Origin of the sequence: Geodermatophilus sp. CPCC 205761, from assembly GCF_051383655.1 — a bacterium.
Classification (GTDB): domain Bacteria; phylum Actinomycetota; class Actinomycetes; order Mycobacteriales; family Geodermatophilaceae; genus Geodermatophilus.
Genome location: NZ_JALPKQ010000018.1, coordinates 1 through 24,606, shown reverse-complemented (window position 1 = coordinate 24,606; position 24,606 = coordinate 1). Strand labels below are relative to the sequence as shown.

At 74.6% G+C, this 24,606-nt stretch carries 22 protein-coding genes; 11 read left to right on the top strand and 11 right to left on the bottom strand.

What is annotated here, in order from left to right:
• Nucleotides 1–43: 43 nt before the first annotated feature.
• On the top strand, nucleotides 44–1,033 hold the full coding sequence (locus tag MY526_RS13010) for an LLM class flavin-dependent oxidoreductase (protein ID WP_436692158.1): 990 nt from the start codon (nucleotides 44–46) through the stop codon (nucleotides 1,031–1,033).
• A gap of 106 nt (nucleotides 1,034–1,139) precedes the next feature.
• On the opposite strand, the gene MY526_RS13005 is transcribed toward MY526_RS13010, so the two are convergent.
• Together MY526_RS13005 and MY526_RS13000 are read right to left on the bottom strand one after the other, a co-directional pair.
• A complete protein-coding gene (locus MY526_RS13005) occupies nucleotides 1,140–1,805 on the bottom strand; it encodes a response regulator transcription factor (protein ID WP_436704041.1) in 666 nt (221 codons plus the stop codon).
• Nucleotides 1,802–2,932, bottom strand: a complete 1,131-nt coding sequence (locus tag MY526_RS13000; RefSeq protein ID WP_436704040.1) for a sensor histidine kinase — start codon at nucleotides 2,930–2,932, stop codon at nucleotides 1,802–1,804. Before MY526_RS13000 ends, MY526_RS13005 begins: the two co-directional genes overlap by 4 nt.
• A 180-nt stretch (nucleotides 2,933–3,112) precedes the next feature.
• Here MY526_RS13000 and MY526_RS12995 point away from each other — a divergent pair, with 180 nt between their 5' ends.
• The 5 genes from MY526_RS12995 to MY526_RS12975 all read left to right on the top strand — a co-directional run bounded on the left by MY526_RS12995 (nucleotide 3,113) and on the right by MY526_RS12975 (nucleotide 7,555).
• The gene (locus tag MY526_RS12995) at nucleotides 3,113–4,003 is read left to right on the top strand and encodes an ABC transporter ATP-binding protein (RefSeq protein WP_436692155.1); all 891 of its coding nucleotides are present in this window, start codon (nucleotides 3,113–3,115) and stop codon (nucleotides 4,001–4,003) included.
• On the top strand, nucleotides 4,000–4,758 hold the full coding sequence (locus MY526_RS12990) for an ABC transporter permease subunit (protein ID WP_436704039.1): 759 nt from the start codon (nucleotides 4,000–4,002) through the stop codon (nucleotides 4,756–4,758). Before MY526_RS12995 ends, MY526_RS12990 begins: the two co-directional genes overlap by 4 nt.
• Nucleotides 4,759–4,880: 122 nt before the next feature.
• On the top strand, nucleotides 4,881–5,957 hold the full coding sequence (locus tag MY526_RS12985) for an alkene reductase (protein ID WP_436704038.1): 1,077 nt from the start codon (nucleotides 4,881–4,883) through the stop codon (nucleotides 5,955–5,957).
• 74 nt (nucleotides 5,958–6,031) lie between these two features.
• Entirely contained in the window at nucleotides 6,032–6,598 is a 567-nt protein-coding gene (locus MY526_RS12980; protein ID WP_436704037.1) for a hypothetical protein, read from the top strand.
• Between the two features lie 27 nt (nucleotides 6,599–6,625).
• On the top strand, nucleotides 6,626–7,555 hold the full coding sequence (locus MY526_RS12975; protein WP_436704036.1) for an oxidoreductase: 930 nt from the start codon (nucleotides 6,626–6,628) through the stop codon (nucleotides 7,553–7,555).
• 69 nt (nucleotides 7,556–7,624) lie between these two features.
• Here the strand turns inward: MY526_RS12975 and MY526_RS12970 are convergent, their stop codons facing one another.
• The 5 genes from MY526_RS12970 to MY526_RS12950 all read right to left on the bottom strand — a co-directional run bounded on the left by MY526_RS12970 (nucleotide 7,625) and on the right by MY526_RS12950 (nucleotide 13,655).
• Nucleotides 7,625–8,293, bottom strand: a complete 669-nt coding sequence (locus tag MY526_RS12970) for an SRPBCC family protein (RefSeq protein ID WP_436704035.1) — start codon at nucleotides 8,291–8,293, stop codon at nucleotides 7,625–7,627.
• Nucleotides 8,290–10,713: an aerobic carbon-monoxide dehydrogenase large subunit gene (gene cutA / locus MY526_RS12965; protein ID WP_436704034.1), complete on the bottom strand. Its 2,424-nt coding sequence runs from the start codon at nucleotides 10,711–10,713 to the stop codon at nucleotides 8,290–8,292. The genes MY526_RS12970 and cutA overlap by 4 nt, the downstream gene beginning before the upstream one ends.
• 88 nt (nucleotides 10,714–10,801) lie before the next feature.
• Entirely contained in the window at nucleotides 10,802–11,308 is a 507-nt protein-coding gene (locus MY526_RS12960; RefSeq protein ID WP_436692148.1) for a (2Fe-2S)-binding protein, read from the bottom strand.
• Complete coding sequence (locus MY526_RS12955) at nucleotides 11,305–12,180, bottom strand: FAD binding domain-containing protein (RefSeq protein WP_436704033.1); 876 nt, start codon at nucleotides 12,178–12,180, stop codon at nucleotides 11,305–11,307. The genes MY526_RS12960 and MY526_RS12955 overlap by 4 nt, the downstream gene beginning before the upstream one ends.
• Complete coding sequence (locus tag MY526_RS12950) at nucleotides 12,177–13,655, bottom strand: uracil-xanthine permease family protein (RefSeq protein WP_436692146.1); 1,479 nt, start codon at nucleotides 13,653–13,655, stop codon at nucleotides 12,177–12,179. The genes MY526_RS12955 and MY526_RS12950 overlap by 4 nt, the downstream gene beginning before the upstream one ends.
• Nucleotides 13,656–13,829: 174 nt before the next feature.
• On the opposite strand from MY526_RS12950, the gene MY526_RS12945 reads away from it, so the two are divergent.
• Both MY526_RS12945 and MY526_RS12940 read left to right on the top strand, forming a co-directional pair.
• On the top strand, nucleotides 13,830–15,335 hold the full coding sequence (locus tag MY526_RS12945; protein ID WP_436692145.1) for an FdrA family protein: 1,506 nt from the start codon (nucleotides 13,830–13,832) through the stop codon (nucleotides 15,333–15,335).
• Entirely contained in the window at nucleotides 15,332–16,741 is a 1,410-nt protein-coding gene (locus tag MY526_RS12940) for a DUF1116 domain-containing protein (RefSeq protein ID WP_436692144.1), read from the top strand. Before MY526_RS12945 ends, MY526_RS12940 begins: the two co-directional genes overlap by 4 nt.
• Before the next feature lie 2 nt (nucleotides 16,742–16,743).
• On the opposite strand, the gene MY526_RS12935 is transcribed toward MY526_RS12940, so the two are convergent.
• Nucleotides 16,744–17,487 (bottom strand): DUF2470 domain-containing protein, encoded by a 744-nt coding sequence (locus MY526_RS12935; RefSeq protein WP_436692143.1) that lies wholly within the window; start codon nucleotides 17,485–17,487, stop codon nucleotides 16,744–16,746.
• Nucleotides 17,488–17,557: 70 nt separating this feature from the next.
• Here MY526_RS12935 and rpsD point away from each other — a divergent pair, with 70 nt between their 5' ends.
• A complete protein-coding gene (gene rpsD / locus MY526_RS12930; protein WP_436704032.1) occupies nucleotides 17,558–18,160 on the top strand; it encodes a 30S ribosomal protein S4 in 603 nt (200 codons plus the stop codon).
• Nucleotides 18,161–18,312: 152 nt separating this feature from the next.
• Here the strand turns inward: rpsD and MY526_RS12925 are convergent, their stop codons facing one another.
• From MY526_RS12925 to MY526_RS12915, 3 genes are read right to left on the bottom strand one after another with little or no spacing between them, the layout of a single operon-like run.
• Nucleotides 18,313–19,416: a ring-opening amidohydrolase gene (locus MY526_RS12925; RefSeq protein WP_436692140.1), complete on the bottom strand. Its 1,104-nt coding sequence runs from the start codon at nucleotides 19,414–19,416 to the stop codon at nucleotides 18,313–18,315.
• 30 nt (nucleotides 19,417–19,446) lie between these two features.
• Complete coding sequence (locus tag MY526_RS12920; RefSeq protein WP_436692139.1) at nucleotides 19,447–20,415, bottom strand: carbamate kinase; 969 nt, start codon at nucleotides 20,413–20,415, stop codon at nucleotides 19,447–19,449.
• A 45-nt stretch (nucleotides 20,416–20,460) separates the two neighbouring features.
• Nucleotides 20,461–21,279 carry a PHP domain-containing protein gene (locus MY526_RS12915; protein WP_436704031.1) on the bottom strand — a complete coding sequence of 273 codons (819 nt, stop codon included), beginning with the start codon at nucleotides 21,277–21,279 and terminating at the stop codon, nucleotides 20,461–20,463.
• A gap of 81 nt (nucleotides 21,280–21,360) precedes the next feature.
• Here MY526_RS12915 and MY526_RS12910 point away from each other — a divergent pair, with 81 nt between their 5' ends.
• A complete protein-coding gene (locus tag MY526_RS12910; protein WP_436692137.1) occupies nucleotides 21,361–23,586 on the top strand; it encodes a RecQ family ATP-dependent DNA helicase in 2,226 nt (741 codons plus the stop codon).
• Between the two features lie 39 nt (nucleotides 23,587–23,625).
• Nucleotides 23,626–24,249: an alpha-ketoglutarate-dependent dioxygenase AlkB gene (locus tag MY526_RS12905; RefSeq protein WP_436704030.1), complete on the top strand. Its 624-nt coding sequence runs from the start codon at nucleotides 23,626–23,628 to the stop codon at nucleotides 24,247–24,249.
• The last annotated feature ends 357 nt before the right edge of the window (nucleotides 24,250–24,606 follow it).

The following is a 24,606-nucleotide window of genomic DNA, read 5'->3' as shown; positions in this document are numbered from 1 at the left end:
CACCGGGGTGGTTGCGCTGAGCAACACCACGGAAGAGGTCTGCATGAGCATCCCGTTGTCCGTCCTCGACCTGGCGCCGATCGCCAAGGGGTCGAGCGCCGCCGACAGCATCGCCGCCAGCGTCGCGCTCGCCCAGCGCGCGGAGCGGTCCGGCTACCGGCGGGTCTGGTACGCCGAGCACCACAACATGCCGACGATCGCCTCCTCGGCGACCAGCGTGCTCATCGCGCACGTCGGCGCGCACACGTCGTCCATCCGGCTCGGCGCCGGCGGCGTCATGCTGCCCAACCACTCGCCGCTGACCATCGCCGAGCAGTTCGGCACGCTCGACGCGATGTACCCGGGCCGGATCGACCTCGGCCTCGGCCGGGCGCCCGGCTCGGACCAGAACACGATGTACGCGCTGCGCCGCGACCCGCGCTCGGCCGACCGGTTCCCGCAGGACGTGCTGGAGCTGCAGGCCTACCTGGCCGGCGACACCCGCGTGCCCGGCGTCGACGCGATCCCCGGCAAGGGCTCGGCGGTGCCGCTGTACGTGCTGGGTTCCTCGATGTTCGGCGCCACGCTGGCCGCCGCGCTGGGCCTGCCGTACGCGTTCGCCTCGCACTTCGCCCCCGCCATGCTGAAGCCGGCCGTGGAGGCCTACCGGCGCGAGTTCAAGCCCTCCACCCAGCTCGACGCCCCGTACGTGATCGCCGGCGTCAACGTGGTCGCGGCCGACACCCGGTCGGCGGCCGAGTCCGCGTACGCCGCCGTCCGCCGCACCCTCGCCGTCGGCCTGTTCGGCCGCGGCCGGTCACTGTCGGACGACGAGGCCCAGTTGCTGCTGGACGGCGGGGCGGGCCTGCACGTCGACACGATGCTCACGCACACCGCCGTCGGCACGCCCGCCGAGGTGCGCGAGTACCTGACCGGGTTCGCGGCCGAGGTCGACGCCGACGAGCTGATCGTCGCCCACCAGTTCCCCGGCACCGAGGGCCGGCTGCGCTCACTCGAGCTGACCGCCGAGGCCATGGACCTCGTCCCCGCCTGAAAAAGGACCCTCCTGTCGGTTTCCGCGGAAAGCGACGGCCCCGACCCCGGCGGTTTCCGCGGAAATCGACGGCCCCGACCTCGGAGGTTTCCGCGGAAACCGCCGGTCAGCCGTCGAGGAGGCCGGCCTCGTGGGCGAGGATCGCCGCCTGGGTCCGGTTGGCCAGGTCCAGCTTGGTCAGCAGCCGCGACACGTAGGTCTTCACCGTCGCCTCGCTGACGAACAGCCGCCCGGCGATCTCCGCGTTGGGCTCCCCGCTGCCCAGCAGGGTCAGCACCTCCAGCTCGCGCTCGGAGAGGCCGGCCAGCCGCTGCCGCGCCTCGGCCCGGCGCGGGCCGGCCCGCCGGTCGACGTAGGCGTCGATCAGCGCCGCGGTCACCGCCGGCGACAGGGTCGCGGTGCCGTCGGCCACCGCGCGCACGGCCGCCGCGATCTGCCGCGGCGGGGTGTCCTTGAGCAGGAAGCCGGCGGCGCCGGCGGCCAGGGCGGCGTACACGTACTCGTCGAGGTGGAACGTGGTGAGGACGGCGACCTGCGGCGGGTCCGGCAGCGCGAGGATCTGCCGGGTCGCCTCCAGCCCGTCCACCCCCGGCATCCGGATGTCGGTGAGCACGACGTCCGGCCGCAGCTCCCGGGCCGCCCGCACGCCCGCGGCGCCGTCCCCCGCCTCACCGACCACCTCGAACCCGCCCGAGGCCTCGAGCACCGTGCGCAGCCCGAACCGCACCAGCTCCTCGTCGTCGATCAGCAGCACCCGGATCGGCTCGCTCATGCCGGCAGCACCGCCTCCACCAGGAACCCGCCGTCCAGCCGCGGCTCGGCGCGCAGCCGGCCGCCCAGCGTGCGCACCCGCTCGGCCAGGCCGACCAGCCCGAAGCCCCCGCCCGGCGGACCGGGGGTGGACGACGACGGTCCGTTGACCACGCGCACGACCAGCCCCTCGTCCGTCCGGCCGATCGTCACGGTCACCGGCGCACCGGGCGCGTGCTTGCTCACGTTGGTCAGCGCCTCCTGCACGATCCGGTAGGCCGCCCGCTCGACGGCCGGGTCGCCGATCGCCTCCGCAGGCCCGCACAGCTCCACGGTCATCCCGGCCTCCCGCGCGTTCGCGACCAGGCGGGGCAGGTCGGCCAGTCCGGGCTGCGGGCCCAGCGGCGCGGCGTCGTCCACCTCGCCGTCCCGCAGCACGCCGACCATGTGGCGCAGCTCGTCGAGGGCCTGCCGCCCGGCGGTCTGCACCTGCCCGGCCAGCTGCTCGACGCGGGCCGCGTCCCCGGCGGCCACCTCGATCGCGCCCGCCTGCAGCACCATGAGGCTCACCCGGTGCCCGACGACGTCGTGCATCTCGCGGGCGATGCGGGTCCGCTCGGTGAGGACGGCGTCGCGGGCCAGCAGCTCGCGCTCGGCCTCGGCCCGCTCGGCGCGCTCGCGCAGCGCGGCCAGCAGCTGCGCGCGCGTGCGGGCCCAGGCGCCCAGCGCCCCGGGGAGGACGACGACGAGCACCGCGCCCCCGACCGCACCGGCCGTCTCGTTGAGGGTGCCGAGGCTCCACGGCCGGGTGACCGCCACCGCGCCGGCCACCGCGGCGACCGCCCGCTGCGGCCAGCCCCCGACGTACCGGCCCACCGCGTAGGACGTCACCAGGACGCCGATCGACGCCACCGGGGAGAGCGCCGCCTCCAGCGCCGCCACGGCGAACGGCAGCAGCGGCCGGGTGCGGCGGAAGAGGAACAGCAGGACGGCCAGGGCGGCGCCCAGCGGGAGGACGACGCCCAGCGGCCCCGCATCCGGTGCCGCCGCGCCGACCGCGACGACCACCGTGGCGGCCAGGGCGATGGCGGCCTCGAGCCAGATGCTGCGCGTGCGCAGCCCTGGCCAGAACCGCGCACGGAGCCCCATGCGTCGGAGCGTAGGTGGCTGCCCTCGGCCGCCGGGTCGCCCGACGGGGGACAGCCGATGTCCTCTTTCGGATGACGCGGATCAGCCGTCCGGCCAGCACGTTCGCGGCCTCCGGCCGACGCGGGCAGCGGTGCCCGGGGACGAGTCTTCTCGCCGTCGACCCCACGAGCGGAGGCTCCCATGATCACGGTCAGCGGACTGACCAAGCAGTACGGCGGCCGCACGGTCGTCGACGACGTGTCCTTCACCCTGGCGCCGGGGACGGTCACCGGCTTCCTCGGTCCGAACGGCGCCGGCAAGACGACGACGATGCGGATGATGACCGGGCTGGTCCCGGCGACCGCGGGCAGCGCCCTCGTCGACGGCCGGCCGTACGCCGAGCTGGCCAACCCCGGCGCGGTGGTGGGCACCCTGCTCGACGCCTCGGCGGTGCACCCCGGCCGGATAGGCCGCACCCACCTGCGGCTGATGGCCGACACCGTGGGTGTGCCGGCGGCGCGGGTCGACGAGCTGCTGGAGCTGGTCGGGCTGGCCGACGCCGCTCGGCGCCGGGTCGGCGGCTACTCCCTGGGGATGCGGCAGCGGCTGGGCATCGCCGGCGCCCTGCTGGCCGATCCGCCGGTGCTGGTCTTCGACGAGCCGGCCAACGGCCTGGACCCCGAGGGCATCCGCTGGATGCGCGACATGCTGCGCGGCCACGCCGCCCGCGGGGGCACCGTGCTGCTCTCCAGCCACCTGCTGAGCGAGGTCGAGTCCACCGTCGACCGGCTGCTCGTCATCGGGGCCGGCCGGATCGTCGCCGACGGTCCGGTCGCCGACCTGCTCGGTGGCGACGGCACCGCCGTCCGTGCCGTCGACGCCGCCGCCCTGACCCGCGACCTCGAGGCGGCCGGCCTCCCCGTCCAGCACGGCACGGACGGCGCGCTGCTCGTGCCGGGTGCCGAGCCCGGGCGCGTGGGCGCCGTCGCCGCCGCCGGGGGCCACGTGCTCACCGACCTGCGTCCGGTGCAGCGCGGCCTCGAGGACCTCTTCTTCCAGCTCACCGCCACCAGCGAGGAGATCGACCGATGAACGCCGTCGTCCCCCCGGCCGTGCCCGCCCGGCCCGCCGTCCGCAGCACCGCTGCCTCGCCGGCCACGCTGGTCGGCGTCGAGGTCCGGAAGTCCCTGTCCAGCCGCTCCGGCAAGGCCCTGGTGGGGGCGGCGGTGCTGCTGCCGTCGATCGCCATGGGCCTGGCCACCACGGGCGAGGGGGTCATCGGCGGGGCCGACGGCCCCGTCGGCGCGATGGGCCTGCTCACCGGGATGCTGCTGCTGGCCGTCGGTATCGTGTCCACCGCCGGCGAGTGGTCGCACCGGACCGTCCAGACCACCTTCCTGCTCGTGCCCCGACGCGGCCGGGTGCTGGCCGCCAAGGCCGTGGCCATGGGCCTGCTGGGTGCTGCGGTAGCCGCGCTGGCCACGGCGGCGTCGACCGGCGTCCTGTGGGTCACGCTCGGCAGCGACCTGTCGTGGGACGGCGTCCCGCGGGCGATGGCGGTGTTGGTGGCCGCCGGTGCCGTCTTCGCGGGAACCGGTGCGGGCATCGGCGCGGCGCTGGCCAACGCCCCGGCGGCGCTGACCGTCACCTACCTGACGGTGCTCGGCGCCGTTCCGGTGCTCGGCGCCATGCAGCCGGGGATCGCCCCGTACGTCGACCCGAACGGCGCGGTGCTGGCCCTGGCCCAGGGGCAGGAGACGACGCAGTCGGTGCTGGTGCTGGCCGGTTGGGTCGTGGTGGCCGGCGTGGCCGGTGCGGTGGCAACCCGCCGCCGCGCAGTGGCCTGACACGCACCGCCCGAGGGCCCTCCCGACCGAGGTCGGGAGGGCCCTGGCTCCTGCAGGAACGCCCGAGCGTGATGACGGTCGCGTTCCGGAATGGGGCCGCCGCGGGCCGCCTTGGTCCTGGCGTGGACCTGTTCTCCCCCGTGACCCTCGGCGACCTCGAGCTCGCCAACCGCGTCGTGATGGCCCCGCTCACCCGCATGCGCTCCGGCGCGTCCGGCGTCCCCGGCGACCTCGTCGCCGAGCACTACCGGCAGCGCGCCGGCGTCGGGCTGATCATCACCGAGGGCACCTACCCCAACCACGAGTCCCAGGCCTTCGTCGGCCAGCCGGGCATCCTCACCGACGAGCAGGTCGAGGGCTGGCGCCGCGTCGCCGAGGCCGTGCACGCCCGGGGCGGCCGCGTCGTCATGCAGGTGATGCACGGCGGCCGGGTCACCCACCCCGACGTCAACGGCGGACGCCGCGTCGTCGCCCCCAGCGCCCTCGCCATCGACGGCGAGGGCCACACGTCGCGCGGCAAGCAGGCCTATCCGGTGCCGCACGCGCTGACCGTCGAGGAGGCCCGCGGGGTGGTGGCCGACTTCGTCGCGGCCTCCCGTCGCGCGGTCGAGGCCGGCCTGGACGGCGTGGAGATCCACGGCGCCAACGGCTACCTGCTGCACGAGTTCCTCGCCCCGTCGTCCAACCAGCGCACCGACGAGTACGGCGGCAGCCCCGCGAACCGGGCGCGCTTCGTCGTCCAGGTGGTGACGGCGGTGGCCGCGGCGATCGGCGCCGGTCGCGTGGGCCTGCGCATCTCGCCGGAGCACGACATCCAGGGCGCCCTCGAGACCGACCGCGCCGACGTCCTCGCCACCTACGGCGCGCTGCTCGACCAGTTGCGCCCGCTGGGCCTGGCCTACCTGAGCGTGCTGCACCGCGAGCCGGCGGGGGACCTGGTGCAGGAGCTGCGGCGGCGCTTCGGTGGCCCGCTCATCGCCAACAGCGGCTTCGGCACGGTCACCACCCGCGAGGAGGCGGTGCGGCTCATCGAGGCCGCGCACGCCGAGGCCGTCGCCGTCGGCCGGGCCGTTCTCGCCAACCCGGACCTCGTCGAGCGCTGGGCCGGCGAGCACCCGGAGAACGAGCTGAAGCCGGACCTGTTCTACGCGCCGGGCGCCGAGGGCTACACCGACTACCCGACGCTCAAGGCCGGCTGACCACGTAGGGCAGAAGTGGCCATTTCTGCCCTCCGGGCGGCGTGCGGGACGGCCGCGCCGGATAGACAGCGGGGGTGCACCTCGACGACCTGCTGCCGAACAGCCACCACGTCACCCGGCAGTCGCAGTGGATCTCGGCCCCGCCGGACGTCGTGTGGGACGCCCTCCACGAGGTGCGGCTCAGCGGCCTGCCGGTGACCGTCGCGCTCAGCGCCGTCCGCCTCCTCCCGGTGCTGCTGTCGGGTGGCGGGTTCGGGCGGCTGCACGACCGGCCCTTCCTCGACGCCCTCCCGGTGCCGCTGCTGGCGTCGTCGGCGCCGGAGTCGGTGGTGTTCGGCGGGGTGCTGCAGGCGTGGCGGCTGAGCGGCGGGGAGCAGCCGCCGTCGCTGGACGCCGAGGGGTTGTACCGCTGGATGCGGCCGGGCTGGGTGAAGGCCGTCATGGACTTCCGGCTGACGCCGGTCCGGAACGGCACCGAGCTGAGCTCGGAGACGCGGGTGCTGGCGACCGATCCGGGAACGCGGCGCCGGTTCGACCGGTACTGGCGCGTCGTCCGGCCGGGCAGCTCGGCGATCCGCTGGGAGGTCCTGACGGCGGTGCAGCTGCGCGCCGAGGGGCGGATGCGGTCCGCCGTCGCGTGACCGGGCTCCGCGTGCGGAGATGGGTGGGTGGCCTGGACCGAGAAGGACATCCCGGACCTGAGCGGGCGGACGGCGGTGGTGACCGGCGCGAACGGCGGTCTGGGCTTCCAGACGGCGCTCGCGCTGGCCGGAGCGGGGGCGCACGTGGTGCTCGCGGCGCGGGACCCCGCGAAGACGGCGGCCGCGGTCGCGCGGATCACCGAGCGCCACCCGGCGGCGTCGCTCGAGGTGGTGCCGCTCGACCTCGGCGACCTGTCCGCGGTGAAGACGGCAGCGGACACGGTGCTGGCCGGACACGAGCGCGTCGACCTTCTGGTCAACAACGCCGGGGTGATGGCGATGCCGCAGCGGACGACGGCCGACGGGTTCGAGGTGCAGCTGGGCGTCAACCACCTGGGGCACTGGTCGCTGACCGCGCACCTGCTGCCGGCGCTGCTGCGGGCGCCGGCCGCGCGGGTCGTGACGGTCACGAGCACGGCCCGGCACCGAGCCCGGCGGCTGGACCCGGCCGATCCGCACCTGCGGCGCGACTACGGGCCGTGGAGCTCGTACGCGCGGTCGAAGATGGCCAACCTGCACTTCGGCCTGGGACTGCAGCAGCGGTTCGCCTCGGCCGGCGTGGCCGCGGCGAGCCTGCTCGCGCACCCGGGCCTGTCGAACACCGACCTGCAGGCGCGGTCGGTGCGCGAGGGCGGCGCCGGTCCGCTGGGGGCGTTCTTCGAGGTGATGACCGCCCGGTCGGGGATGACCCCGGTCGAGGGCGCCCGGCCTCAACTCCGGGCGGCGACGGACCCTCGGGCGAAGGGCGGGGAGCTGTACGCGCCGCGGTTCGGCTCGCACGGCCCGGCGGTGCGGCGGCCGATCGTGCGCCGACGTCACCTGCAGGAGCAGATCGACGTCCTGTGGCAGGTCTCCCAGCGCGAGACCGGCATCCCGCTGCACGTCGAGAGCCCCTGACGACGTGTGCACGTACCGCGGACTCCCATCTCCCCAGAGGACGTCACGTGCACACGACGGCGACCGGTGTCAGCCCCTGCGGCGGCCCAGGAGCCAGCCGACGAGGACGCCGAGCAGGGTCAGCCCGGCGCCGCCCAGGGCCCCGACGGCCAGCGTCCGGACGTCGGACGGCGCGGTCGACGGAGCAGCCGCCCGGCCGGCGAACACCTGCGGGGCCGGCGGCGCGGTGTCGCTCACCGCGGCCGCCGACGGGCGCGCCTCAGCCCCAGCCGAGACCGCGGCCGGCACCGGAGCCACGACACCGGTCAGCTCGTCGTCGATGGCCGTGAAGAACTGCCCGGCCATCCGCTTGGCGACGCCGGTGATCATCCGCTGGCCCACGCCCGCGACCGGGCCGCCGATGACCGCGTCGGCCGAGTAGCTGAGCGTCGTCGTCCCGGCGTCGGCCGGCTCCAGCTCGATCGTCACCGTCGCCCGCGCGTTCCCCGGGGCACCGGCGCCCGACGCGTGCATGACGTAGGACTTCGGCCGGTTCTGGTCGGTCAGCCGCACCTCGCCGGCGTAGGTCCCGCGGATCGCGCCCACGCCCACCGAGACGTTCATCTTGTACTCGTCCGGGCCGACCATCTCCAGCGACTCGCAACCCGGGATCGTGCGCGCCAGCACGGCCGGGTCGGTGATGACCCGCCACACCTCCTCCGGCGCAGCGTGCAGCAGCGCAGAGCCGTCGAGGTTCACGCGTCAACTCCTGTCCCCGCCCGGCGCGCGGCCGCAGCGGTCTTCTCCGAATCGGGGGATCGCATCAGGTCGTAGAGCTGGGTGGGGGAGATCGGCATCGCCGCGATCCGCCGTCCGGTGGCGTCCTCGATGGCCGAGGCGATCGCCGCCGTCCCGGGGATGACGCCGGCCTCGCCGGCGCCCTTGAGCCCCAGCGGGTTCAGCGGCGACGGGGTCTCCTGGTGGTCGATGACCACGTCGGGGACCTCGCTGGCGTAGGGCATGAGGAAGTCCATGAACGAGGCGTTCTGCAGCTGGCCGTCGGCGTCGTAGGCCATCCGCTCGTACAGCGCGCCGCCCACGCCCTGCGCGACGCCGCCCTGCACCTGCCCCTCGACGATCATCGGGTTGACGATGTTCCCGCAGTCGTGGACGACGGCGTACTTGACGACGTCGATCTCCCACGTCGCCGGGTCGATCTCCACGATCGCCGCGTGCGCGCCGGAGGCGAAGGTCGACCGGATCGGCGAGTAGTAGTCGCGGTGCTCCAGGCCGGGCGCGTCGCCGACCGCCACCGGGGGCTTGGAGTCGTCCGCGGGACCGGCGAACTGGGTGGCCTGCTTGGCGGCCTCGTCGAAGGCGTACCGCAGGGGGTTGGACAGGACGGCGACGGTGCGCAGCGGGATCGCGGTGCCCGGCGTCCCCTTCACCTGGACGACGCCCTCCTCGATCTCCAGGTCGCCCGGGTCGGCCTCCAGGACGTCGGCGGCGATCCGCAGCGCCTTCTCCCGCACGCCACGCGCGGCCAGGGCGATCGCGTTGCCGCTCATCACCGCCGCGCGCGAGGCGAAGGTGCCGACGGCGTAGCCGAACCGCCGGGTGTCGCCGGTGGTGACCTCGACGTCCTCGATCGGCACCCCGAGCTCGGAGGCGACGATCTGCGCGAACACCGTCTCGTGCCCCTGGCCCTGCGAGGTCAGCCCGGTCGACACCAGCACCTTGCCGCTGCCGAGCACCTGCACGTGCCCGCCCTCGTAGGGGCCGGGGCCGGTGCCCTCGACGTAGAGCGCCATCCCGACGCCGAGCAGCTTCCCGCGGGCCTCGGCGTCCGCCCGGAGCGACTCCGCCTCCTCCCAGCCGACCAGCTTCCGCAGCTTGGCCACCAGGCCGGGGTAGTCGCCGGAGTCGTAGATGACCGGCCGGCCGTCCTGGAAGGTCAGCCGGTGGTCGTAGGGGAACTGGTCGGGCTGGATGAGGTTCCGCTCCCGGACCACGGCCCGGTCCAGGCCGAGCGCGTCGGCGATGCGGTCCATCGTCCGCTCCATCGCGAAGCAGCCCTGCGGCCGCCCGGCGCCGCGGTACGGCGTCACGATGACGGTGTTGGTGAAGACGCTCTCCACGATCACCCGGTACACCGGGAGGGCGTACGGGCCCACCAGCTGGGTCGCCGTCACGATCGGCACGATGATGCCGTAGGGCGTGTACGCGCCGTTGTCGTGCCAGATGTGGACGTCGAGCGCAGTGATCCGCCCGTCCTCGTCGTACCCGACGGTGATCTCCTGCCGCTGCTGCCGCTCGTGGGCGCTGGAGATGAAGTGCTCGCGGCGGTCCTCGGCCCACTTCACCTCGGCCCGCAGCGCGATCGCGGCCATCGGCACCAGCAGCTCCTCGGGCCACGGGTGCACGATCTTCACGCCGAAGCCGCCGCCGACGTCCGGCGCGATGACCTCGACCTTGTCCAGCGAGAGCTCGAGCTTCGCCGCGATCGCCGCGCGGACCGACGTCGAGGCCTGGGTGCTGGTGTAGACGCGCAGCGACCGGTCGTCGGCGTCCCACCGCGCGTGCACGCCCTTGCCCTCCATCGGCATGCAGGCGCTGCGCTCGATGTACTGGGTGAAGGACAGCGTGTGCGGGCTGGCCGCCAGCGCCGGGTCGACGTCCCCGGTCTCCTGGTGGTGCCGGGCCGCGATGTTGTCCGGGATCTCCTCGTGCACGGCGTGCTCGGCCGCGCGGGCGGCGTCCACGCCGACTACGACCGGCAGCTCCTCGTACGTGACGGCGATCCGCTCGGCGGCGTCCTCGGCGAGGTACCGGTCGGTGGCCACGACCATGACGATCGGCTCGCCGACGTGGTTCACCTCGCCGGTGGCCAGCGGGTAGCCGGTGCGCGGCGAGTGCAGCTGCGGGTGCGGGATGAGGACCGGCAGCGGCTCGGCGAGCGGGCCGGTGAGGTCCTCGTAGGTGTAGATGGCGACCAGGCCCTCCACGTCCAGCGCCGGCTCGACGTCGATGTCGACGATGCGGGCGTGCGCGTGCGGGCTGCGCACGAAGGCGGCGGCCAGCGCGGTGTGCCCGATGTCGTCGAGGTAGCGGCCGCGGCCGGTGATCAGCCGGGCGTCCTCCCGCCGGCGGACCGGCTCGCCGAACAGCTTCGTCGTCACCGCCGTCCCCCTCGAGGCATAGGAAGCGATTCCCACGTCGCGGCGCTCGATACGCGGGCAAAGCTTCCTATGCCTCGCGCGGGCGACGTCACCGGGCGTCCTTCATCGCGGTGGCGGCGTGGCGGACGGCCTTCTTGATGTTCGCGTAGCCGGTGCACCGGCAGAGGTTGCCGCCGACGATCTCGTCGACCTCCTCCTCGGTGAGCTCGGCGGCCGCGTCGCGCTGCTCCAGCCCGGCCTTGATCGTCATGAGGAACCCCGGCGTGCAGAACCCGCACTGCAGGGCGTGGCACTCGCGGAACGCCTCCTGCACCGGGTGCAGCGCGCCGTCGGCGCCCGCGAGGCCCTCGACGGTCTGCACCGTCGCGCCGTCGACCTGGACGGCGAGCAGCAGGCAGGAGCGCACCGCGGCGCCGTCCACCAGCACCGTGCAGGCGCCGCAGACGCCGTGCTCGCAGCCCACGTGGGTGCCGGTCAGCCCCAGGTCGTGGCGCAGCGCGTCCGAGAGCAGCCGGCGCACCGGGACGGTGGCTTCACGTGGAACACCGTTCACGGTGACGGTGATGGTCCGCTCGGTGTCGACGGGAACGGTCACGCGGCGGTCCTCTCGGCGGCCTCGGCGGCTGCCGACGCCAGCGTTCGTTCGGTCAGCACGCCGACGAGCAGGCGGCGGTAGTCCGCGCTGGCGTGCAGGTCGCCGTCCGGGTCGACCAGGCTGCGGGCGAGCGCGCCGGCGCCGGCCCAGTCGGCGCCGGCGACCGGCTGCCCGGCGACGGCCTCGGTGAGGTCGTGCACCTCGGGCACCAGCCCGACGGAGATGTAGGCGGCGCGGGCGGCGGACACGCGGCGGTCCTCGTCCAGCGTGACGACGACGCCGGCGCCGCAGACCGCGTAGTCGCCCCTGCGGCGGGCGACCTCGGCGAAGGCGGTGCCCGAGCGCGGCGGGAGCGCGGGGAAGAAGGCGGAGGTGACGACCGCGGGGCCGGAGATCGAGGTCTCCAGCGGCCCGACGAACAGGTCGCGCCAGGGGATCGTCTCGACGCCGCCGGGCGTGGCCACGGTGACGGAGCCGTCGGTGAGGGCGAGGACGGAGGTCATCTCGCCGGAGGGGTCGGCGTGCGCGATCGAGCCGACCGTCGTCCCGCGGTTGCGGATCGCGGGGTGGGCGACGTTCGCCGTCGCCCGGGCCAGCAGCGGCTGGACCCGGGCGGCGGCGCCGTCGTCGAGGAGTGTCGCGTGCCGCACCAGGGCTCCCACCCGCACGCCGTCCCCGGTGGCCTCGACGGTGTCGAGGCCGGGCACCCGGTTGATGTCCACGAGCGTGGCCGGCGCCGCGAGCCGCATGGAGAGCAGCGGGAGCAGCGACTGGCCACCGGCGAGGACCTTGGCGCCCTCCTCCGTGGCGAGGACCTCGAGGGCCTCGGCCACGGAGCCGGGGTCGGCGTAGCGGAAGGGGGCGGGCTTCACTTGTCCAGCTTGCCCTTCCCCGGGGTGCGGGAGTGGGGGACGCCGGGCCGGCCGACCTCGTCGACCGACGACGGGTCGGGGCTGATCTCGTCACCGTGCACGTGCCCGAAGGTCGAGGCGGCGGCAGGGTGCAGCCCCTCGCGGGTCAGTGCCTCCCGCATCTCCGCGGGGGCCAGGGCCCGGGCGACGTGCCACCCGAGGACGGCGACGATCGAGCCGAGTGCGATCCCGCCGAGCGAGAAGTTCTCGCTGAACACCAGCGTGACGTTCCCGATGGCGATGATGATCCCGGCCGACAGGGGAACCAGGTTGATCGGGTTGGCGAAGTCGACCCGGTTCTCCTTCCAGATCTTGACGCCGAGCAGGCCGATCATCCCGTACAGGACCACCGTGATGCCGCCGAGCACGCCACCCGGGGTGGCGTTGATGAGCGCGCCGAACTTGGGGCAGAGACCGAGCAGGATCGCGACGATCGCGGCCACGTAGTAGGCCGCCGTCGAGTAGACGCGGGTGGCGGCCATGACGCCGATGTTCTCGGCGTAGGTCGTCGTGGGGGACCCGCCGACCGCGGTGGCCACCACGGTGCCGACGCCGTCGGCGGCGATCGCCCGGCCCATGACCGGGTCGAGGTCGCGCTTGGTCATCGCCGCGACCGCCTTGACGTGCCCGGTGTTCTCGGCGACCAGCGCGATGACGGCGGGCAGGACGAGGAGGGAGAAGTTGAGCGAGAAGCTCGGCGCCGTGAAGTCGGGCAGCCCGATCCACGGGGCGTCGGCCACCCCGCCGAGGCTCACCCGGTCGTGGGTGGTCGCCTCGGTCGCGCCACCGAGCACGGAGGTGATCGGGCCCGCCGTCACGTCGAGCAGCCAGGAGAGCAGGTAGCCGAAGATCAGGCCCAGGAGGATGGAGATGCGGGCCCAGAAGCCGCGCAGCAGCAGCGAGGCGACCACGACGAACGCCATCGTGGCCAGCGCCACCCACTGGTCCTGCGGCCAGTAGATGCCGGAGACGACCGGGGCGAGGTTGAACCCGATCAGCAGCACCACGGCGCCGGTGACGGCCGGCGGCAGGATCGTGTGCAGGAAGCGCACCCCGGCGAAGTGGATGAGCACACCCACGAGCGCCAGGACCACGCCCGACACGAGGATCGCGCCCACGACGTCGCTGGAGTCACCACCCGCGCCCCGGACGGCGACCACCCCGCCCACGAACGAGGCGCTGGTGCCGAGGTAGCTCGGGACCTTCCCGCTCACGATCAGCAGGAAGATGATCGTCGCGATGCCGCTCATCATGATCGCGAGGTTCGCGTCCAGTCCCATGACGAGCGGGAAGACGAAGGTCGCGCCGAACATGGCCACGACGTGTTGCGCGCCGATTCCGATGGTGAGCGGCCACGACAAGCGCTCGTCCGGGGCGACGGCCTCGCCCAACGGCGGGGTCTTGCCGTCCCCGTAGAGCTTCCAGCTGAACGCCATGAGTGCCTCCTCGACGTGCACCACAGACCTGGCCGGGCCGGGTCGACGGACGTCGTCCGGCACCAGAGAGGCGCCAATGTGTCACGCACCCGGGGGCTGCGGAAGTACCTCAACGCTAAATCGTTACGGGCAAGATCTCTCAACGCTGAGGGAGTTTGTCGCTAGGGTCGAGGCGTGACCGCCCCTCCCTCGGACGCCGCTGCCCGGCACGTCTCCCTCCGCAGCGGTGTCTACGCCGACTCGGTGAAGTTGATGCAGGTCAGCCGCGACATCGGCGCCCGCGACGGGGTCTCCGCCGTCCTCGTCGCGATGGCCACACCGCTGAACCTGGAGCTGGCCCGGAACATGGGCCTGGCGCCCGACGGCGCCGCCTCCCCGGACCAGTTGCTCATCGCCATCCGGGCCGCGGACGACGACGTCCTGGTTGCGGCCGTCGCCGCCGTCGACACCGCGCTCGCCGCCCGCGAGCGCTCGGGCACCGCCGGTGAGGCGATCCCGGCGCGGACCATCGGGGCCGGCCTGGACGCGCTGCCGACCGGGGGCCCGGCCCTGGCCATCGTCAGCGTTCCCGGGCAGTACGCCGTCGCCGAGGCCGCCGACGCGATCGCCGCCGGCCGCAGCGTGCTGGTCTTCTCCGACGGCGTGCCGGTCGAGGACGAGGTCGCGCTCAAGCGGGCCGCGCACGACGCCGGCGTCCTCGTCATGGGCCCCGACTGCGGCACGGCGATCGTCTCCGGGGTCGCCCTCGGGTTCGCCAACGTGGTGGCGCGCGGACCGGTCGGCCTGGTCGCCGCCTCCGGCACCGGCGCCCAGCAGGTCTCCTGCCTCCTCGACATGGCCGGTGTCGGCGTCAGCCACGTGCTCGGCGTCGGCGGCCGGGACCTGTCGGAGGCCGTTGGCGGGCTGGCCACGCTGGACGCGCTGGCCGCCCTCGACGCCGACCCGGCCACCGAGCGCGTGCTGCTGGTCTCCAAGCCGCCGGCGCCGTCGGTCGCGGCCGCGGTCGAGGCCGCCGCCGCACAGCTGTCGGTTCCGGTGCGCTCGGCGGCCCTCTCGCCGCAGACCCCGGACCTCACCGCCGCGGTCGAGGCGCTGCTCGCCGACATGGGCGCCGCGGTGCCGGAGTGGCCGTCGCGGCCGGGCGACGGCACCGCAGCCGCGCCGGGCGCCGTCCTCAAGGGGCTGTTCTCCGGGGGCACGCTCGCCGACGAGGCGATGCTCCTCGCGGCCCCCGTGCTCGGCGACATCCGCTCGAACACCCCGCTGCGGCCCGAGCTGGACCTCGGGACGGACCTGTCCGCCTCCGGTTCCGTGGTCGTCGACTTCGGCGACGACGCGCTGACCGTCGGTCGCGCCCACCCGATGATCGACCCCACGCTGCGGCTCGAGGCCCTCGCCGCCGTCGCGGCCGCCGACGAGCCGGCCGTCGTCCTCCTCGACGTGGTCCTCGGTCACGGGGCGGACGCCGATCCCGCCGCCGCCCTCGTCCCGGCCCTGACCGCGGCCCGCGCGGCGTCGGCCACCCCGCTGCCGGTCGTGGTCGCGCTGGTCGGCACCGAGGCCGACCCGCAGGGCTGGAGCCGGCAGGCCGACGCCCTGGCCGGCGCCGGCGCCGCTGTCTTCGCCTCCAACGCCGCGGCCACGCGGCACGCCCTCGACCTGCTGGGAGCAGCACGATGACGCTGGCCGAGCTCCTCTCCGCCCCGCCGGCGATCGTCGCCGCCGGTGTCGACGTCTTCTCCGACGCGCTGCGCGCCCAGGGCGCGGAGGTGCACGACGTCGACTGGCGCCCGCCGGGCTTCGGCGACCCGGGCGACCTCGCCGCGCTGGCCCTCGACCGGCGCCGGGCCGCCGCCAACCGCACCGCGGTCGAGCGGCTCATGGCCGCGGGCGCGCAGCTGGTCGACGTCCGGCCGGCCCGCGACGTGATCGGCCTCCCCGACCGCACGCTGCTGCACGCCGGGCCGCCCATCGCCTGGGCCGACGCCAGCGGCCCGCTGCGCGGCGCGCTGATCGGCGCCTGCCTGTTCGAGGGCTGGGCCGACACCGCCGAGGAGGCGGAGCGCGTCCTCGCCGCCGGCGAGATCACCCTCGACCCCTGCCACCACCACCGCGCGGTGGGCCCGATGGCCGGGGTGACCAGCCCGTCGATGTGGATGTGGTGCCTGCACGACCCCGTCCACGGCGGTCAGGCGTTCTGCAACCTCAACGAGGGCCTCGGCAAGGTGCTGCGGATGGGCGCCTACAACGACGAGGTGATCACCCGGCTGCGCTGGATGCGCGACGTGCTGGGGCCGGTGCTGCAGTCCGCCGTCCGCTCGATGACCGAGCCGCTGGACGTCAAGGCCGTGCTCGCGCAGATGCTGCAGATGGGCGACGAGGGCCACAACCGCAACCGCGCCGGCTCGCTGATGACCCTGCGCGAGCTGTCACCGGCGATCGTGGCGGTCGACGCGCCGTCGTCCGACATCGCCGAGGTGCTCCGGTTCATCGGCGGCAACGAGCACTTCTTCCTCAACCTCGGCATGCCGAGCGCGAAGCTCGCCCTCGACTCCGCCCGCGGGATCCCCGGCTCCACCATGCTGACCGTGATGTCCCGCAACGGGACGGAGTTCGGCATCCAGACCGCCGGCACCGGCGACCGCTGGTTCACCGGCCCCGCCAACACCCCGGTGGGCCTCTTCCTCGGCGACTACGGCCCCGAGGACGCCAACCCCGACATCGGCGACTCCGCGATCATGGAGACCTACGGCGTCGGTGGGTTCACCATGGCGGCCGCGCCGGCGATCGTCCGCTTCGTCGGCGGCACCGTGCCCGACGCCCTGGCCACCACCGAGCGCATGTACCAGCTGACCCTGGCGGAGAACCCGGCGATGCAGGTGCCGATCCTCGGCTTCCGCGGCTCCCCGACCGGGATCGACGTCCTCGCGGTGGCCCGCACCGGCTGGCTGCCGCAGATCAACACCGGCATGGCCGGCCGGGTGGCCGGCACCGGCCAGGTCGGTGCCGGGCTGGTCCAGCCGCCGCAGCAGTGCTTCGAGCAGGCGCTGGTCGCGCTGGCCGAGGAGGTGCGCGCCGCCGGCTGAGCTCAGTGGGTGCAGGAGAGCAGCCCCTCGACGGCGGCCGGGAACCCGCCGGCGTCGGACAGCGGGGCGGGGAACGGCGTCCGCAGGTCGTAGCAGCCCCGCCGGTGCTCCACCCGGAAGAGGACGCCGAACCGGTCCAGGCCGAGCAGGTGCACGTCGTCGTCGCCGGTCCACGCCCGCACCCGTGAGCACAGCTCGCCCAGCGGGCCGGCGTGCGCGGCGATCAGGTCGCCCTCGGCGGCGCCGAGCGGGTCGGGCCGGGCGGCGGCGTACTCCTCCGGCGTGACCTCGGTGCAGGCCCCGCCCTCGTGCAGCAGCACCTCGGCGACGTCGAGGCGCAGCAGCGTCGCCGTCAGCCCGACGTCGAGCAGGACGTCGGCGGGGCTGGCGTCGGCGAACGCCAACACCCGCTCGGGCTCGTCGCGGGCGGCCAGCGGGGTGAGCCAGCCGGCCAGCTCCAGGCGTGCCCGCAGCGGGTTGCGCAGCGGCAGGGGCGAGCGGCAGGTCACCGTCAGCCGTGCGGGCAGGTCGCCCTCGGGGGCGGCGTGCACCGTCCCGGCCAGGCCGCCGGACCGGGGGACGACGAGCAGCACCTCCCCGTCCGCGGTCGTGGTCGCGGCCAGCGGGTGGCTGGTGCCCAGGCCGAGGGCGTGGACGGAGGCGGCGGGCCGGGTCGCGACGGTGCGCGCCCGCTCGGCGGCGCCCGCGGCGAGTGCCCGGGACGGGAACGGTGATCCAGCGGTCATGGCTTCCCTCGGGGTGGACGTCGGGGGATCGAGTCTGAGTAAGGTGAGCCTAACCAAACCAGGAGGTCTCGTGAACACCCCGCGCACCAAGGTCCGGCTCAGCCGCGCGCTCGGCATCCCCCTGACGCCGAAGTCCGTCCGCTACGTCGAGCGCCGGCCGTACCCGCCGGGGGAGCACGGCCGGAAGCGCAGGAGCACCAGCGACTACAAGACCCGGCTGCTCGAGAAGCAGCGGCTGCGGGCGCAGTACGACATCAGCGAGACCCAGCTGCGGGCCGCCTTCGACCGCGCCAAGCGGGCCGGGGGCAAGACCGGCGAGGCGCTGATCCAGGACCTCGAGTCGCGGCTGGACGCGACCGTGCTCCGCGCCGGGTTCGCGCGGACGATCTACCAGGCCCGCCAGTTCGTCGTCCACCAGCACGTCCTGGTCAACGGCAGGCGCGTGGACCGGCCCTCCTACCGGCTGCGCCCGGGCGACTTCGTGCAGATCGCCCAGCGGTCACGGACGTTGGAGCCCTTCGTCGTCGCCGCCGCCGGTGCGCACGCGACCCCGCCGGCCTACCTCGAGGTCCGGCTGGCCGACCTGGTGGCCAGGGTGGAGCGGACGCCGTCCCGCGACGAGGTCCCGGTCGTGTGCGAGGAGCAGCTCGTCGTCGAGCACTACTCCCGCTGACCCCCCTCGACGCCCGCTGCCCAGTCCGCCCAGCTCGCAGCCCAGTCCGCGGCTCAATCCGCGTTGATCATGGGGTTGCTGCCGACCGACACGCCCGTACCGGCGCGTTCGGCGGCAACAACCCCATGATCAACGGGCAGTTCGTGCCGGGGTCAGGCCTTGACGATCGCGGCCACCGGGCCGCCGCCCGACGGGCCCTGGTGCACCGCGGCGACCGACACGAACACGGCCGGGTCGCCGGTCACCGACGCGGTCACGCCGCCGACGGTCGCCTTGATCTGGCGGTGCCAGGAGACGTCGGAGTCGTCGAGCATCGCGTTGCGCCGCCCGCGCACCTTGCCGTCGGGCGAGGCCTCGCACTTGAGGAAGACGTTGACCAGGCGGTCGCCGAGGTCCGTGTGGTGGGGACGCTCGGGCAGCTCGAGGCCGGCGTCGCGGATGGCCGCCCAGATGCCGTCCTGGTCGAGGGCGTCCTTCATGACCGAGTGGCCCACGCGGTAGGTGCCGCCGTGCCCACGGGCGTTGCCGACGACGACGATCTGCGCGCGATCCAGCTCGACGCCCGAGGAGCAGGAGGCGACGGCGCTGTAGAGGGAGAGGTCGCGCATGACCTGCTCCTGCGTCGGCATCTCGATCTCGCCGAGGGCCACCGCGATGCCCAGGGCCGTCGTGCCGTTGGAGATGTCCATGGAGCCGTGCGGCTCTTCCAGGATGGTCGTCTGGCCGCGCTCGTGGGCGTCGCGGATCGTGTCGATGGTCAGCAGCGGCGTCTTGGTCTGCACGTAGTGGACGTCGGCCGGGTCGGTGATGCCGGCGGCCTCCATCGCCTTCTTCACGCCCTCGGCGACCTTCTCGACCATCGCGACCCGGCCGATGTCCTCGGGCAGCAGGACGTCGCTCATCGCGTAGCCGACGGTCAGCCGCGGCTCGTCGGTCTTCTCGACGGCGTCCTCGGGGAGGGTGGCGAAGACGGTGGCGTGCGGGCTGATGACGCCGTCCGTCCCCCCGGACCACACGATCGGGATCTGCTTGACCTCGTCGAGCGACCGGGAGCCCTTCTCGAGGAGCACCTCGCGGAAGGCGCGGTCGGCGATGATCCGCGTGTAGTCGTTGATCCCGCCGTTGCCCTCGGTCTTGCCGATGACCGCGACGACCCGGTCGGCCTCCATGACGCCGTCGTCGATGAGCTTGGCCAGCTCGGACGCGTCACTGACGTTGTGCAGGGGGACCTTGCGGACCTCGATCGGTGCGGGCATCGCGGCGTTCCCTTTCGTCGGGTGGGTGGGTCACTGGGCGGTGAGGACGGTGCCGACGGCGTCCCCGCGGACGGCGTCGGAGATGTGCTCCAGGCTGGTGATGACGGCGCGCCGGGGCTGGTCGTGGCCGGGGGCCGTGCCGGTCACGAAGCGCAGCGCGGCGTCCACCTTGGGCCCCATGCTGCCGCGGGCGAACTGACCGGCCGCGGCGTGCTCGCGCAGCTCGGCGGCGGTGACCGCGCCGAGCGGCCGGGCGGACGGCGTGCCGAAGTCGATCATCACGTTCGGGACGTCGGTGGCGATGACCAGCGTGTCCGCGCCCAGCTGGGCGGCCAGCAGCGCCGCGGTGAGGTCCTTGTCGATGACCGCCTCGACGCCGCGGAGCGCCCCGCCGCCGTCGTCCACCACCGGGATGCCACCGCCGCCGGCGCAGGCGACGACGAAGCCCGCGCCGGCCAGCGCCGAGATCGCCGGGACGTCGACGACCGACCGCGGCTCGGGCGAGGCGACCACGCGCCGCCAGCCGCGGGGGCCGCGGTCCTCCCAGATCTGGCCGTGCGCGATGAAGGTCTCGGCCTTCTCCCGGGGGAGGAAGCGGCCGACCGGCTTCGACGGCTCGCGGAAGTGCGGGTCGCCGGCGTCGACCAGCGTCCGGGTGACCAGGCCGGCCGTGCGCTGCGCCAGGCCGCGGGCGGCGAGGGCGGCGTCGAGCTCGTCGGCGAGGGTGAATCCGATGGTCGCCTGGGTCTGCGCCACGCACCAGTCCAGCGGCACCGGCGGGACCTCGTGGGCCGCCAGCTCGTTCTTGACCAGCAGGTTCCCCACTTGCGGACCGTTGCCGTGGGTGAGCACCACCTCGACGCCGGCGGCCACGACCTCGGCGATGGGCCCGCACGCCGCGGCGATCGCCGCCTGTTGCGCGTCCGGCGTCGCCGATCCGTCGGGACCGGTCATCGCGTTGCCGCCGAGGGCGATCACGACGCGGCGGGAGGAGGTCACGCCGGAACCCTAGCCGGGAAGTGCCTCAGCGCTGAAGTAAATCCGTCAGCGGCGCCAGAAGTCGAAGGAGTCGCGTCCGGGCCGGAACCCGGCCGCCTCGACGACGTCCACCGCGAGGTCGAAGTGCTGGCCGACGACGGCCGGCTGGTGCGCGTCGCTGCCGAAGCTGACCGCGGCGCCGCCCTCCTCGTAGAACCAGCGCACCTGGTCGACCGAGGCCAGCGGGCTGGTCGTGTTGACCTCGAGCGCGCGGCCGGTGCCGGCCAGCGCGCGGAACACCGCCCGGTACTCCTCCTCGTAGTCCTTCTCCGCGTACCGGTCGCTGCCCCCGGGCCAGTACCGGCGCGGGAAGTCCACGTGCGCCAGCACCTCGAAGACGTCGCTGCTCTCCACCATGTCGACGACCTCGGCCAGGTAGCGCCGCATCGTGGTGTCCGCGTCCGGGTAGAGGAGGCGGCCGACGCCGTAGAGCCGCCCGTCCTGGCTCAGCGAGTGCAGCGACCCCAGCACCCGGTCGACCGGGGCGTCGCGCAGGTGGCCGGCGACGCTCGCGGCGAACAGGTGCGGCTCGCCGGTCTCGACGCCGGACCAGATCCGCAGCTCCGGGAAGCGCTCCCGGCACTCGGTCAGCTCGGCGAAGTAGCCCTCGACGTCGATCGGCAGGTGCCGTGAGGCGTGCCGGTCGACCAGGCCGTCGGCGGTGGCCCGGTCCTCCGGTGACCACGTGGTGAAGTCGAGGTGCTCGGTGAAGGCGATGGCGGGCAGGCCCCGGGCGACGGCCCGCTCGCAGGCGCGCACCATCGTGGCCGAGTCGGGGGTGTCCCAGGACCACCTGGTGTGTACGTGGTTGTCCGGCGGTCGCATCGTCTGTGGATTGTCCTCCTCCGTCCCCAGGTTCCGCGCGGCGGCCGGTCCTGTCACCGCGGGTGCCTACTGTCGGGAGCCGTGAGCACCGCCGCGCCGCCGTCCGCCCTGACCACCGAGGCCCTCGAGGTCCTCCGCGAGCTGACCGGCCGGCCCGACGCCGAGTTCCGCGAGGGGCAGGACGCCGCCGTCGCCGCGTTGGTCGAGCGCTCGGAGCGGGCGCTCGTGGTGCAGCGCACCGGCTGGGGCAAGTCGGCGGTCTACTTCGTCTCCACGGCGCTGCTGCGCCGCCGCGGCGCGGGCCCGACCCTGCTGGTCAGCCCGCTGCTCGCGCTGATGCGCGACCAGGTGGCGGCGGCCGCGCGGGCCGGCATCCGCGCGGTGGAGATCTCCAGCGCCAACGCGACGGAGTGGGACGACGTCGCCTCCCGCCTCGCCGCCGACGACGTCGACGTGCTGCTCGTCTCCCCGGAGCGGCTGACCAACCCGCGGTTCCGGGAGGAGCAGCTGCCCGGGCTGGTCGCCCGCTGTGGCCTGCTCGTGGTCGACGAGGCGCACTGCGTGTCCGACTGGGGTCACGACTTCCGCCCCGACTACCGGCGGATCCGCGACCTGCTGGGCACGCTGCCCGCGGGCACCCCCGTGCTGGCCACGACGGCGACGGCGAACGAGCGCGTGGTGGCCGACGTCGCCGAGCAGTTGGGTGCCGGCGGGGTGTCGGTGACGACGGTGCGCGGTCCGCTGGCGCGCGACTCGCTGCGCCTGGGCGTGCTGCGGCTGCCGACCGACCGCGCCCGGCTCGCCTGGCTGGCCTCCCACCTGGAGGACCTGCCGGGCAGCGGGATCGTCTACACGCTCACCGTCGCCGCGGCCGAGGAGACCGCCGCGCTGCTGCGCGACGCCGGCCACGAGGTCCGGGCCTACACCGGCCGGCTGGACGACGCCGACCGTCGCGAGGCGGAGGAGGCGTTGCGGGCGAACGACGTCAAGGCCCTCGTCGCGACGTCCGCGCTGGGCATGGGCTTCGACAAGCCCGACCTGGGCTTCGTCGTCCACCTCGGGGCGCCGTCCTCGCCGGTCAGCTACTACCAGCAGGTGGGTCGCGCCGGCCGCGCCGTCGAGCACGCCGACGTCCTGCTGCTGCCCGGCCCCGAGGACCTGGCGATCTGGCAGTGGTTCGCCACGTCGTCCATGCCGCGGGAGGACCACGCCGCCGCGGTGCTGGGCGCGATGGCCGACGGCAAGGCCTGGTCGGTCGCGCGGCTGGAGACGGTCGCCGACGTCCGCCGGTCCCGGCTGGAGCTGCTGCTCAAGGTGCTCGCCGTCGACGGCGCGGTGGAGCGGGTCCAGGGAGGCTGGCGGTCGACCGGCCGGCCCTGGGTCTACGACGCCGACCGCTACGCCCGGGTCACCCGCACCCGCGAGGCCGAGCAGCGCGCGATGATCACCTACGCGCGGCCGGTCGACGAGGCGCAGTGCCGGATGGCCTTCCTCCAGGAGGCCCTCGACGACCCGACCGCCGCGCCGTGCGGCCGCTGCGACGTCTGCGCCGGTCCCTGGTACGCCACCCAGGTATCCGCCGCCGCGACCGAGGCGGCCTCGGCGGTGCTCGACCGCCCGGGGGTGGAGCTGGCGCCCCGGGCGCAGTGGCCCACCGGCGCCGACCGGCTCGGCGTCGACGTCAAGGGCAAGATCGCCGCCGGCGAGCAGCTCGACCCGGGCCGCGCCGTCGCCCGGCTCACCGACCTGGGCTGGGGTCAGCGGCTGCGCACCCTCCTCGGGGACGACGGCGTGGGCGGCGTCGTGACCCTCGACCACGAGGCGCCCGGCATCGAGGAGGACCCGGACGCCGCGTTCGACGTCCCCGTGCAGCGGTCGATCTCCGACGTCCCGCCCGACGACGAGCTGATCCGCGCGTGCGCGCGCGTGCTGGGCGCCTGGGACTGGACCGAGCGGCCGGCCGCGGTCGTCGCCGTCCCCTCGCGGCGCCGGCCCCGGCTGGTCACCGGCCTCGCCCAGGGGCTGGCCGGGCTGGGCCGGCTGCCCTACCTCGGCGAGCTGTCCCTGGTCTCCGGGGGCCCGACCGGCGGGCCCGGTGGCAACAGCGCCTTCCGGCTGGCGGGTGTGTGGCAGCGGATCGTGGTGGGCCCCGAGCTCCGCGAGCAGCTGCGTGCGCTCGGGCCGGTGCCGGTCCTGCTCGTCGACGACCTCGCCGACTCGCGCTGGACCATGACCGTCGCGGGGCGGGAGCTACGGCTGGCCGGCGCCTCGCGGGTGCTGCCCTTCGCGCTCGCCCTGACCGCCTAGGGGTCGTACACCTGTTCGATCCGGCGTAGCCTCCGCGGCATGTCGCTCGCGCACCAGCCGTCGATGTGGGACCTCGCCGAGGAGCCCACCGTGGGGCCGCTCGCCGTGACCCGGCACCACCTCGCGCGTGGTGCCTGGGTCGATCACCTGCCGGGCTGGGTCAGCGGCTCGGACGCGGTGCTCGAGGTGCTGCTCGGGGACATCGGCTGGCGCGCCGACCGCCGGCAGATGTATGAGCGGGAGGTCGCCGTCCCCCGGCTGCTCCGGTGGTACGGCGCGGAGGAGACGCTGCCGCACCCTCTCCTCGCGGAGGCGCGCACGGCGCTGAACAGTCACTACGGCCCCGAGCTCGGAGAGCCGTTCGTCAGCGCCGGGATGTGCCTCTACCGGGACGGGCGGGACAGCGTCGCCTGGCACGGCGACCGGATCGGCCGCGGGCGGAGCGCCGACACGATGGTCGCCATCGTCTCCTTCGGCTCGCCGCGGCCGCTCGTGCTCCGTCCCGTCGGGGGCGGCGAGAGCCTGCGCTTCCCCCTGGGGCACGGCGACCTCGTGGTGATGGGCGGCTCGTGCCAGCGCACGTGGGAGCACTGCATCCCGAAGACGGCCAAGGCCGTCGGGCCGCGGGTCAGCGTCCAGTTCCGGCCGCGGGGCGTGGCCTGACGACGCGACGGACTCCTCCCCGGGCCCCGCGTCGGGTGGGCCCGCGCTTGCCCCGCCGCGCGCAAGCCGCGGACCTGCGGAAACGGCCGGCGGTCGACGGGAGGGGGAGCCCCTCCGGACCCCCCGTGCACGACCCCCTCCGGCGCGTGTATCGTTCTCCCTGCACCGCGCGAGAACGGACCGGGCCGCCAGCCTGGTCAACCGCCGGTCGAACCCCCGCGGTTTGACTGCTGCGGAGCGCGGAGTACAGTCGAGACACCGCCTCGAGCAAAGGCCCAAAAGGCTGGCGTTGGAGCGCGTCCGCTCCTTGAGAACTCAACAGCGTGCCGAAAGTCAGTGCCAAGTAACAACCCCTTT